The 12,186-nt window shown below is 45.1% G+C and carries 11 protein-coding genes; 8 read left to right on the forward strand and 3 right to left on the reverse strand.

The annotated features are described in order from the left end of the window. Positions 1-223: 223 nt before the first annotated feature. From ONT18_RS03715 to ONT18_RS03730, 4 genes are all read left to right on the forward strand, one after another. The gene (locus ONT18_RS03715) at positions 224-1,120 is read left to right on the forward strand and encodes a M48 family metallopeptidase (protein ID WP_264904077.1); all 897 of its coding nucleotides are present in this window, start codon (positions 224-226) and stop codon (positions 1,118-1,120) included. Positions 1,121-1,171: 51 nt separating this feature from the next. Further along, complete coding sequence (locus ONT18_RS03720; RefSeq protein ID WP_264904078.1) at positions 1,172-1,621, forward strand: NfeD family protein; 450 nt, start codon at positions 1,172-1,174, stop codon at positions 1,619-1,621. Positions 1,622-1,669: 48 nt separating this feature from the next. After that, on the forward strand, positions 1,670-2,620 hold the full coding sequence (locus ONT18_RS03725; RefSeq protein WP_022120199.1) for an SPFH domain-containing protein: 951 nt from the start codon (positions 1,670-1,672) through the stop codon (positions 2,618-2,620). Between the two features lie 116 nt (positions 2,621-2,736). Next, on the forward strand, positions 2,737-3,846 hold the full coding sequence (locus tag ONT18_RS03730) for a UDP-N-acetyl glucosamine 2-epimerase (protein ID WP_264904079.1): 1,110 nt from the start codon (positions 2,737-2,739) through the stop codon (positions 3,844-3,846). Positions 3,847-4,037: 191 nt separating this feature from the next. Here ONT18_RS03730 and ONT18_RS03735 read toward each other — a convergent pair whose 3' ends face one another. Then, the gene (locus ONT18_RS03735) at positions 4,038-4,946 is read right to left on the reverse strand and encodes a hypothetical protein (RefSeq protein ID WP_254971049.1); all 909 of its coding nucleotides are present in this window, start codon (positions 4,944-4,946) and stop codon (positions 4,038-4,040) included. 148 nt (positions 4,947-5,094) lie between these two features. On the opposite strand from ONT18_RS03735, the gene ONT18_RS03740 reads away from it, so the two are divergent. The 4 genes from ONT18_RS03740 (at position 5,095) to ONT18_RS03755 (ending at position 10,101) form a co-directional block, all read left to right on the forward strand. Further along, positions 5,095-5,871 (forward strand): peptidylprolyl isomerase, encoded by a 777-nt coding sequence (locus ONT18_RS03740; protein ID WP_118415364.1) that lies wholly within the window; start codon positions 5,095-5,097, stop codon positions 5,869-5,871. Between the two features lie 85 nt (positions 5,872-5,956). Further along, positions 5,957-7,171 carry an L-serine ammonia-lyase gene (locus tag ONT18_RS03745; RefSeq protein ID WP_264904080.1) on the forward strand — a complete coding sequence of 405 codons (1,215 nt, stop codon included), beginning with the start codon at positions 5,957-5,959 and terminating at the stop codon, positions 7,169-7,171. 142 nt (positions 7,172-7,313) lie between these two features. Beyond that, complete coding sequence (gene htpG / locus ONT18_RS03750) at positions 7,314-9,371, forward strand: molecular chaperone HtpG (protein ID WP_153085526.1); 2,058 nt, start codon at positions 7,314-7,316, stop codon at positions 9,369-9,371. A 205-nt stretch (positions 9,372-9,576) separates the two neighbouring features. After that, a complete protein-coding gene (locus ONT18_RS03755; protein ID WP_118254759.1) occupies positions 9,577-10,101 on the forward strand; it encodes an RNA polymerase sigma factor in 525 nt (174 codons plus the stop codon). Positions 10,102-10,166: 65 nt separating this feature from the next. Here the strand turns inward: ONT18_RS03755 and ONT18_RS03760 are convergent, their stop codons facing one another. Both ONT18_RS03760 and ONT18_RS03765 read right to left on the reverse strand, forming a co-directional pair. Then, complete coding sequence (locus tag ONT18_RS03760) at positions 10,167-10,553, reverse strand: hypothetical protein (protein ID WP_203054858.1); 387 nt, start codon at positions 10,551-10,553, stop codon at positions 10,167-10,169. 67 nt (positions 10,554-10,620) lie between these two features. Continuing rightward, a complete protein-coding gene (locus tag ONT18_RS03765) occupies positions 10,621-12,081 on the reverse strand; it encodes an aminoacyl-histidine dipeptidase (protein ID WP_264904081.1) in 1,461 nt (486 codons plus the stop codon). Between the last annotated feature and the right edge of the window lie 105 nt (positions 12,082-12,186).

The raw sequence follows: 12,186 nt of genomic DNA on the forward strand, positions 1-12,186 counted from the left end.
GCGAAACTGCAAAGATTGTGCCACACCTTATTTTTTTGCCATCTTTTTTTCGTACACCCCTTTTTTGTCAGTTATCTTGTGTTATTTTTAGGTTATATTTCATGTTTTTCTCATTTTTCTTTGGTGGTTTCAACTAGAAATAGTATATTTGCAGAGAAAATGTGTTTTAAACAGCACATAAACTTAATGAATAAACATATTTTATATACATAAGTAAGTTAAGATGAAAAAGTTTAAGGTTTTAGTTTTGACGGTTGTGGCAGTCCTTGCGCTGTCATCTTGCGGCACTACTCAGACGGTGCCTCTGACCGGTCGCACTCATCGCATCTCTGTATCCGATGAGCAGGTTCTCAGTCTGTCTAATCAGGAATACACAAAGTACATGGCTTCTGCCAAGAAGTCGACCAATGCAGCCAATACGGCGATGGTTCAGCGGGTAGGAAAAAGACTTGCCAATGCTGTTGAACTCTATTTGAAGCAGAACGGATTTGAAGCCGACGTGAAGAATTATTCATGGGAATTCAATCTGGTACAAGATAAGTCTGCCAATGCATTCTGTATGCCTGGCGGTAAAATCGTGGTTTATGAAGGACTTTTGCCTTACACTCAGAATGAAACCGGTTTGGCAATCGTTTTGGGTCACGAAATAGCTCATGCTGTGGCTAAACATAGTGCTGAGCAGCTCACCAAACAGCAGAATCAGCAAACCGGTACAAGTATCCTGGGAACTGTATTGAACCAGACAGTAGGTAATGGTGTAGGTAATGTGGCAAGTGCAGTTGCCGGACAGTATTTCTCATTCCGCAATCTGAAGTATTCCCGTGATAATGAAACCGAGGCAGATTACATGGGGCTTATCTTCGCTGCCATGGCAGGTTACGATCCTCAGCAGGCCATTCCTTTCTGGAAGAGAATGTCACAGGGCTCAAGCAGCAATCAGAGTGATATTTTCAGTGATCACCCTTCAGACGCCAAGCGTATTGCAGCCTTGCAGAAGGAAATGCCTACTGCGCTGAAGTATTATAAACCTCAGACAACTTATAAGGTAGGTTCTACGAGCAAGACTTCTACAACCAAGAAGACCAGTAGAAAAAAGAAGACTACAACCCGCAGAAGATAAGGAATTTTCCGAATCTCTCGAATCTGAAGAATCAAATTAAAATAGTTAAGTATGGAGTATTTATCTCATAACCTTTGGCTGGTATGGACGTCGGTGATGTTCATCTGCCTCATCTTAGAGTTGTCTTCTGGCGATTTCTATGTTACTTGTTTTGCCATTGGTGCGCTCATCAGCATTCCTGTGGCATTAGTAGGAGCACCTTTCTGGGTGCAGGTAGTGGTTTGGGCTATCTGCTCTATGCTTAGCATCTGGTTGGTTCGTCCGCATCTGCTGAAATCGCTACACAAGGGTGGGGAAGACCGCCGCAGTAACGCCGATGCGCTGGCAGGACAGATAGGGGAAGTGACCGAGATGATTCCTGCCGGAGGATATGGTAGAGTGAAGCTGGATGGAGATGATTGGAAAGCGGAAGTTCCGCATCTTGCCGAACCGCTTGCTGTAGGCGATAAGGTTCGAATCTTAGGTCACGAATCTATCATCCTCAAGGTAGAAAAAGTTTAGGTAGGAAAAGTTTAAATTCAACATTATTCACTTAATCGTATAAACATCATGAACATAGGAATTTATGTGCTGGTGGCTCTAGTAGCACTTGCACTCGTAGTAGTTAAGAAAACCATCGTCATCATCCCTCAGAGTGAGACGAAAATCATAGAGCGTCTCGGACGATATTTTGCTACGCTCAAGCCGGGTATTAATATCATCATTCCTTTCATTGACCATGCCAAGGATATTGTGGCGATGAGAAACGGAAGATACCTTTATACAAACAGCATCGACCTTCGTGAACAGGTCTACGATTTCGACCGTCAGAATGTAATCACTAAGGATAATATCCAGATGCAGATAAATGCGTTGCTCTATTTCCAGATTGTGGACCCATTCAAGAGTGTGTATGAAATCAACAATCTGCCAAACGCCATAGAGAAACTGACCCAAACTACCTTGCGTAATATAATAGGTGAGATGGAACTTGACCAGACTCTTACCTCCCGCGATACGATTAACACCAAACTCCGTGCAGTTTTGGATGATGCAACCAATAAGTGGGGAATCAAGGTAAACCGAGTAGAATTGCAGGATATTACACCTCCAGAGAGTGTGCTCCAGGCGATGGAAAAGCAGATGCAGGCTGAACGCAACAAGCGTGCTACTATCCTGACTTCTGAAGGTGAGAAGGAAAAGCAGCGCCTGCTCTCAGAAGGTGAGAAGGCTGCCATCGTGAACAAGGCTGAGGCTGCCAAACAGCAGGCTATCCTGAATGCAGAAGGTGAGGCTACTGCCCGCATCCGTAAGGCTGAGGCCGAGGCTATTGCCATTCAGAAGATTACGGAAGCTGTAGGACAGAGTACGAATCCTGCCAACTATCTCTTGGCCCAGAAATACATCAGCATGATGCAGGAAGTGGCTCAGGGTAAGGATAATAAGGTGGTTTATCTGCCATACGAGGCAACCAATCTCTTGGGCTCTATCGGAGGAATCAAAGACCTTTTTAAGGGATAAAGACCTCTGAGTCAATGGATAATGCCATTTGGCTCAAGATTGGCTCAAAAAAATAAAGCACTCTGAATATCAGTAAACTGTAACTTCAGTAAGTAAAAATATAAAACAGGATAAAAATGAAGAAAATCTGTATCGTTGCAGGTGCAAGACCTAACTTTATCAAGGTTGCGCCCGTAATTAGAGCAATTCGTAATGCTCAGGAAGTTGGTAACGAAATCAGCTATCAGTTGGTTTACACAGGAAAAGAGGATGACCCGACTTTGGAATCTTCTCTTTTCGATGACTTAGGCATTCAGAAACCGGATGCTTATCTCGGCGTAGACTGTCCAAACATGAACGAACTTACCGGACAGGTGATGGGTCAGTTTGAGCGCTATCTGCAGCAGAATGCTACAGATGTTGTCATTGTGGTTGATGATCTGGCTTCAACCATGGCTGTGGCTATTGTTACCAAGAAGCAGGGTGTGCAGCTTGCTCATATTGCAGCCGGAACCCGCAGTTTTGACATTACCATGCCAAAGGAAATCAACCGTCTGGTGATTGATGGCTTGTCAGATATTCTCTTTACCGCTGGCATTTCAAACAACAGCATCGCCAACAAGGAAGGTGCAGAATTGTCTAAGGTTTACATGGTAGGAAATGTGCTTATCGACAACATCCGCTTCCTTCAGTCTAAAATGCAGCGTCCTGAAGTCATGGACGAGTTTCATCTGAAAGAAGGTGAATATATGGTTTTGACCTTGAACCGCAAGGCCATCGTCAATAACATTGATGAGATGAAATCACTCATTTCTGTCATAGATGAAGAGGCGCGCCAGGCTGGAGTGAAGGTGATTGCTCCGCTTCGAGGCAAAGCCTTGGGCTTCGTGCTCGCATTCAAGGCTTATCAGGAAGAGAGTAATCATCAGAGTGGAATCCAGGTGGTTCAGCCGCTCAATTATCTGTCGTTTGCTTATCTTACAGCTCACGCCAAAGGTGTGATTACCGATTCGGGTAATGTGGCTGAAGAAGCTACCTTCAATGGGGTTCCTTGCATTACGCTCAACAGCTATACTGAGCATATTGAAACCGTAAAGGTGGGTACAAACGAACTGGTTGCTGAAGATCCGGAGTTACTGAAGCAATCTATGCAGAAACTTCTGAAGGGTGAATGGAAGAAAGCGGGCATTCCTGACAGATGGGATGGCCGCTCAGCAGAAAGAATAGTCCAGATTCTCGCTGAATAGAATCTAAACTCATAGGTATAATCTCATGGAGAGAGATGATTCTATGTAAACTGATTCTTTTCAGAATAAACTTAGAGGTTCACTTCAATATCGTTATATTGAATAGTGAACCTCTTTCTTTTTATGCTTTATCTTTTTCTTAAGCCAAAGCTACCTTTTATCTTTTTCTTAACTTAAAACCATCCTTTTCCTTAATCCTTTTCAGGCGCCTTTGGCACAGGATAGTCGTATTGCTTGAAATAGGACGGCGTCTTATTATCATACCATACTCCTTCTACGTTTAAGCCGATAGAGAAAGTCTTTTTGGAGTTGGTGTATCTTACACCGGCGCCTAAAACGTTGGCGCCCGGTACTCCCATTCCGTAGCCACCCGGCATGATTCCTCTGCCCATTCCCCAAGGATACATTCCGTAGCCCCAAGGTGAATAGCCGTATGGACCATAGCCATAACCGCCATAACGGCCGTAGAGAGAATTGTAATTGTTGGCTACACTAAGCTGACCGTAAACGTAAGCCTCCCAATGCTCATTAAACTGGTAGCCCAGAATGCCGTAGACTCCGCCGTCATGATAACTGTCTCCACCATAGTTTACGTTGTTGATATAAGTGCCCAGAGCCAACCAAAGTTTGTTGTCTTTGGTGAGTGGCGTTAGGTAGGTTGCATCGATGGTCTGAGTGAAACCGCCTCTGTGAGGCACATTCTTGCCGAATGTGGCAAAGGCAGAAAGATCTACCGAGAGATTCAATCCCTTGTGCAGCCCCCAGCCATAGCCCAACGGATAACTCAAGCTGTTGGTAAGGTTGGAGATGGGATTATTATAATAGGTGCTGTCTAGCGAAGCATCACCTAGCAATCCGTTTTTGCCGAGAGTTTCTTTCTTATCTGATAGTCGGGCAGGAGTCATATAAGCATTCTTCACTGGTTTTCCCTGATAAATCATAGGTTTTCCTGCCTGGTAAACCGTATCGCCAGGCAGCAACCATTCTTCGCGCGGACTGTCCGGACTGTGCAATGGTCCGAAGCTTACCTGTTGCTGTGCACTTGCTTCTGTAGTGAGGAAAGTGCAAAAAGCGATGATAATATATATTTTTTTCTTCATAATTGATTGCATTTTCTGTCTTCTGCTGCAAAGATATGAAGAATGTATGAAACAAAGTAACTTTTCCCGCATAAAAAATTATTTTTTTAGAATAAAATCATTATCTTTGCATCCGATAACATAAATAGATGTAAAATTATACAAAAATATGAAGAAGATTATCAGATTATTGACACTCGCTCTTCTTACGGTGCCTGTTACGACATTCGCTCAGAGTGAAGGCAATCAGAACACATCAGAACCAGCCGGAAAAGTTGTGGCGTCTAAGCCCGATTCTCTGCTCGACTGGGAAACACCGCACGATCCAACTTGCCCTCAGGTGTTGCTGGAAACTTCGATGGGCAACATTCTCGTGGCTCTCTACAACGATACTCCCAAGCATCGGGATAATTTCCTGAAACTTGTCAATTCGGGCTATTATGACGGTTGCATCTTTCAGCGTGTCATCAAGAATTTCATGATTCAGGGTGGCGATTATTCATGCAGAAAGGTGAACATGGAAAAGCCGCAGAAGTTTGATGTAAACTATACGGTTCCGGCAGAAATCATCTATCCTAAATATTATCATAAGCGCGGACAGCTCTGTGCTGCTCGCGAAGGAGATGATGAAAATCCGACCAAAGCTTCGGCGTCTACTGATTTCTACATCACCTGGGGCAGAAATTTTTCTCCACGGCAGATGGAATATTATGTAGAAAAACTGAAACGGGACGGCAAGTATTACGCCATTCCTTCAGAACAGTTGCAGAAGGGCTACATCAAGCATGGTGGTGTTCCTCACCTTGACAACGGCTACACTGTATTCGGAGAGGTGCTTGAAGGCATGGATGTGGTTGATAAGATTCAGAATGTGGCTACCGATAAGGCGAACAACGACAGACCTCTCACGGATGTCATCATCCTGAAAGCCAAGCAGATGAAGTAACTTCCGGATCGTAAACTGAAGAAATAAGTAACTGAGCCCATTAAAAGGGAAAAAACAATAAGTAAAAATATTAAATACGAGAAAAATGAAGTCATTAAAGGAATTATATAGAATAGGTAAGGGACCATCGAGCAGTCATACGATGGGGCCTCAGCGTGCTGCCAAACTTTTTCTGGAGCGTTGCCCTAACGCTTCTTATTATGAAGTAACCCTCTATGGAAGTCTGGCTGCTACAGGTAAGGGACACATGACTGATGTGGCAATAGAAGAAGTGCTCAGACCTCATAAAACTGTGAATATTATCTGGCAGCCACAGACTTTCCTGCCTTATCATCCCAACGGAATGAAATTTGTGGGCAAGGATCTGAACGGCGATATTATCGATGAATGGACCGTTTACAGTATTGGTGGTGGAGCCATATCAGATGGTACTGCCGGCAACGAAGAGCTGGGCGCCAAGGATGTCTATGATCTGAACAAGCTCGCCGACATCAAGCAATGGTGCTATGATAACGGACGCTCATTCTGGGAGTATGTTGAGAAATGCGAATCGGAAGATATCTGGGATTATCTCGACATGGTTTGGCAAACGATGAAGCAGAGCATCAGAAATGGTTTGAACCATGAAGGTGTTTTGCCGGGTCCGCTGAAGCTACAGCGTAAGGCTGCCACCTATTATATAAAGGCGAAGGGTTACCGTGCTTCCCTGCAGAGCCGCGGCTTGGTTTATGCTTATGCGCTGGCTGTGAGCGAAGAGAATGCTTCGGGTGGTACCATCGTTACAGCTCCTACCTGTGGCGCCTGTGGTGTATTGCCAGCTGTACTCTACCACATGTTTACTTCTCATGATATGAGTGAACAGCGCATCTTGAGAGCCTTGGCTACAGCCGGATTGGTGGGCAACATCGTAAAGCAGAATGCTTCTATCAGTGGTGCTGATGTAGGTTGCCAGGGCGAGGTAGGTGTTGCCTGCGCCATGGCTTCGGCTGCAGCCTGCCAGCTTTTCGGAGGCAGTCCGGCTCAGGTAGAATATGCTGCCGAAATGGGATTGGAGCATCATCTCGGAATGACCTGCGACCCGGTTTGCGGACTGGTTCAGATTCCTTGCATCGAGCGAAATGCCTTTGCTGCCGCCCGAGCTTTGGATGCAGACCTCTACGCTTCCTTCTCTGATGGCCATCATACCGTATCTTTCGACCGTGTAGTTGAAGTAATGCGACAGACGGGGCATGACCTACCTTCGCTTTACAAGGAAACAAGCGAAGGCGGTTTGGCAAAGGGATTTCCAAGAGACATTTAGTCATAAAATGCTTCGCTGAATCATAAAATGTTTTTCAGCTATTTTATTCTGTTTGGTAAGAGGGCTTTTATTTTGGCACGCTATTTGTAAGTCCCCTTGCCAAACAATAATAAAGTAAATACGAATAAAAACATTTTATATTATGGCACAGAAAGGTAATATTGGTGTAACGACAGAGAACATTTTCCCTGTCATCAAGAAATTCTTATATTCAGATCACGACATCTTCCTCCGCGAGATGGTTTCAAACGCCGTAGATGCTACACAGAAGTTGAAGACTCTTGCAGCTCAGGGCGATTTCAAGGGCGAGATAGGCGACACAACCGTTCGTGTCTCTCTCGATGAGAAGGCTGGAACCTTGACTATCAGCGACCATGGTATAGGTATGACAGAGGAGGAAATCGATAAATATATCAACCAGATTGCATTCTCAGGCGTAACTGACTTCCTCGACAAGTATAAGGAGAATGCCAACGCCATCATCGGCCACTTCGGTCTCGGCTTCTATTCTTCTTTCATGGTAGCCAGCAAGGTAGAAATCATCACTAAGAGCTACAAAGAGGGAAGCAAGGCTGTAAAGTGGAGCTGCGATGGTTCACCTGCTTTCGAAATCGAAGATGCAGACAAGGCTGAGCGTGGTTCAGACATCATCCTCCATATTGCTGATGATTGCAAGGAATTCCTGCAGAAGAACAAGATTGAGGAACTTCTGAACAAGTACTGCAAGTTTATGGCAGTGCCTGTTGCTTTCGGCAAGAAGACCGAATGGAAGGACGGCAAGAATGTGGAGACTGATGAGGATAACATTATTAATAATGTGGAGCCTCTCTGGACCAAGGCTCCTAGCACACTGAAGGATGAGGACTACAAGAAGTTCTATCACACCCTTTATCCGATGCAGGACGACCCGTTGTTCTGGATTCATCTGAATGTAGACTTCCCATTCAATCTCACGGGTATTCTCTACTTCCCACGCATCAAGAGCAGCATCGACATGCAGCGCAACAAGATTCAGCTCTATTGCAACCAGGTGTTCGTAACCGACCAGGTAGAAGGCATTGTACCAGAATTCCTCACATTGCTTCATGGTGTAATCGATTCACCGGACATTCCGCTGAACGTAAGCCGCAGCTACCTGCAGAGCGACAGCAACGTGAAGAAGATTTCTACCTACATCACCAAGAAGGTAGCCGATCGTCTGAACTCTATCTTCAAGGAGAACCGCAAGGAGTTTGAAGAGAAATGGGATGATCTCAAGATCTTCATCAACTACGGAATGCTCTCTCAGGAAGATTTCTACGAGCGCGCAAAGGACTTCGCACTTCTGAAAGATGTTGAGGGCAAGTACTTTACTTTCGAGGAGTACAAGACGCTGATTAAGGACAATCAGACCGATAAGGACGGCAACCTGGTTTATCTCTATGCCAACAATAAGGAAGAGCAGTATTCTTATATCGAGGCTGCCAAGCAGAAGGGTTATTCTGTACTCCTGATGGAAGGTCAGCTCGATACGCCGATGGTAAACATGCTGGAGCAGAAGCTGGAGAAGAGCCGCTTTACACGTGTTGACGCCGACATCATCGACCGCCTCATCGTGAAGGAAGATGCTAAGAAGACCGATTTGAGCAAAGAGCAGTCTGACAACTTGACAGAAGTATTCCGTTCTCAGATGCCTCAGCTTGACAAGGCAGAATTCTTTGTTGAAATTCAGGCTTTGGGCGAACAGAACCAGCCAGTGCTCATCACTCAGAACGAGTACATGCGCCGTATGAAGGCGATGAGCCAGTTCCAGGCAGGCATGAACTTCTACGGTCAGATGCCAGACAGCTACAACATCGTACTGAACTCAGACCATGCTCTGGTAAAGAAGGTATTGGAAGATGCTGAGGCCAACACTGCTGAAACATTGAAGCCAATCCTTGCAGAAATCAAGGGTCAGGAAGCTCGCCTTGCCGTACTCCATCAGGAGCAGAACAAGAAGAAGCCTGAAGAGATTACCCAGCAGGAGAAGGATGATGTTCACAATACAGAGAAGGCCATCAGCGATGAGAAGGCTAAGCGCAACGAAATCATCTCGGGCTATGCTAAGAACAACAACATTGTTCACCAGCTCATCGACCTTGCCCTGCTTCAGAACGGTATGTTGAAGGGTGCTTCGCTCGACGCATTCCTCAAGAGAAGCGTTGACATGATTAAGTAATCCAACCTGTAAAAAGGTTTGAATTAAGAAATAAAACTTTGCGATGCGTAACATTTCATGTTACAAATTGTTTCTATCATATGTGCTAAATGTTTCAAAACGAACATTTAGCACATTTTTTTTCGCTTTCCTTTGGTGGCTTTCCTTTTTTTTATTACCTTTGCAATATCGATAAACGAAAAACATGATTAAAAAAATCGCCATCATGGAACAAACAAATTCAAATTACAGCATTATTGCTGATTATTACTCTGAACACTACAACGAGCTGAAGTTGTATGTCATGTCCCGTTCGCTTCCGGCAGACGAGGCTGAAGACATCGTGCAGAATACTTTTGTGCGATTACTTCGAGGCGATAAGATGATTACGCCTGTTACTTTACCTTGTTTTGTATACACCATTGCCAAGAATCTGATTATCGATTATTACCGGCGCAAGCATAAGATTGAGGAGTATGAACACTTCCTGGGAGCTAGTGACTGGATGGGAAGATATGATGTTGATGGCGAATCTGTTTTCTCTGCCCAGCAGACCAACGAGATTCTGGAGCGTGGCATTGCCCGGCTCACAGAGAAGAGAAGCAAGGTTTACCGCCTGAATCTCTTCGAAGGAATGCAGGTGAGCGAGATTGCTCAAAGTCTGAACCTCGGATATAAAGCGGCTGAGAATCGTCTGACTCTGGCTAGAAAAGAAATAAGAGATTATATGAAAAAAGAGTTGGCTAGTTAAAATGCTAGTCAACTCTTTCTGTTTATTCTTACTGCCTTGCTGAAAGGCAATTCTTAACTATTTTTTTAGTTTTCCTTAAACCCGATTACTCTTGTCAAACCTTTATCAAGATAAAAGGTTTGGGTTACTTCCTGCTTCTCGCCCTGATGGTTGGTCAGCTTGTATGTAGCCCTTAAATATAATAAGGTGTCGGGATAAGCTGCATCATCATAATTAATATTCTTCTTGACGTAAGGCAGTTTGCTGACATTTTGTCGCATCACCTTCATCTGGTCGAAACTGATCATGGCGGTAGGAGTGAGGCGGGAGAACCGCTCATAGCTGCAGTCCTGCTCAACGAGGTTTTCATTAAGAAAATCCTTGACCAGAGATTGAGCCTTGTGCTGATCGCCACACGAGGTGAACATCAGCACAAGTCCTGAAACCATGAAAAACATCATTTTCTTTATCATAGACATCTTCTTTTTTATTAAGCCGCACTGCTTTTATTAAGCTCGTTGTTTTATTTAGCGAGCTTGCTTATTTAGCCACGCTGCGGAGAATCTCCAGCAAGTGATCCCAAACCATCTCTACAGTAGGAATGAGAAGAGCCTCGTCTGGGGTGTGAACATTGCGAAGGGTAGGACCGAAACTTACCATATCGAGCTCAGGATAACGCTCTGAGAAAAGACCACACTCCAAACCGGCATGAATACCCTTTACCAATGGCTTTTTGCCGAAGAGCTTTTCATAAGCCTTCACAGCCAGGTCGGTAAGCTCGCTGTTGGCGCGCATCTTCCAAGCTGGATACTTGTCGCCTACAGTTACCTCGGCGCCAGCCAGAAGGAAGGCTGCCTTTACGGTGTTGGTCATGTTCTCCAGATTGCTCATCACGTTACTTCGCTGAGAAGCTACGATGTTGATGCTGTTTTCATCGGTCATCACGCTTGCCACATTGCTTGAGGTTTCTACCATCCAGGCAATCGCCTCATCCTGACAGGTAGTAAGCGGACCGTTGTCTACAGCCTGGAGAGCCATTACGAACTTGTCAGCTACAGCTTTCTCGATGACAGGTGCAGCATCGGTGCTGCTCATATTGAACAGCATAGCCTGTTCGGTTACGTGGAATTCATCTTCTACTTCTGATGCAAAGATGTTCCAGTCGGCACGAACCTGTTCCTTATCAGCATTCTTGACGGCGAAAACAATCTTTCCGTCGCGAGGAATCGCATTGTGCATTTTGCCGCTATTGAAGCTTACGAGGCGCAGACTTCCATCCAGTTTCTCATTTTCGAGGAAGAGGAAGCGGGCAAGAATCTTGATGGCATTGGCGCGCTTCTTGTTGATGTCATCGCCCGAGTGACCACCGTTGAGACCCTTCAGCGAAGTTTCCATGAAGAAATAACCCGCAGGAGCCTCTTCGCGTGAGAAGTGGAAAGTGGCATGGGTTGTCTGACCACCGGCGCAGGATACGAAGATTTCGCCCTCATCCTCTGAGTCAAGATTGATGAGCATCTTTCCGGTCATAAAGCCCGCCTTCATGCCGTGAGCACCGGTCAGTCCGGTTTCTTCATCACGTGTAAAGACGCACTCGATAGGACCATGCTCAATATCGTTGCTTGCCAGGATAGCCAGCTCGATGGCGCAGCCTATACCGTCGTCAGCACCCAATGTAGTGCCTTTTGCCTTAAGCCATTCTCCGTCTACGTAAGTCTGGATGGCGTCTTTGTGGAAATCGAAATCAACATCTACCAGTTTATCGCAAACCATGTCCATGTGGCTCTGCAGGATGATGGTTTCAGCATGCTCGTAGCCTGGAGTGGCAGCTTTACGGATGAGCACATTACCGGTTTCATCTACCAGCGTTTCGAGCTGATGAGCCTCTCCGAAAGATTTCAAAAACTCAATCATGTTCTCCTCGTGCTTGGAAGGACGAGGTATTTCGTTGATTTTTGCGAACTGCTCGAACACGAGAGCAGGCTTCAATTCACTTTTATTCATTTATTTTCTATTATTTTGTTTTGATAAAACATTTATTTCTGCTATTTTGTTTTGGTTATTCCCAAAAAAATAGTACCTTTGCACCCAAAAGTGCACTAAGGCACT

It is taken from the genome of Segatella copri (assembly GCF_026015295.1).
In the GTDB taxonomy this organism is placed as follows: Bacteria; Bacteroidota; Bacteroidia; order Bacteroidales; family Bacteroidaceae; genus Prevotella; species Prevotella copri_C.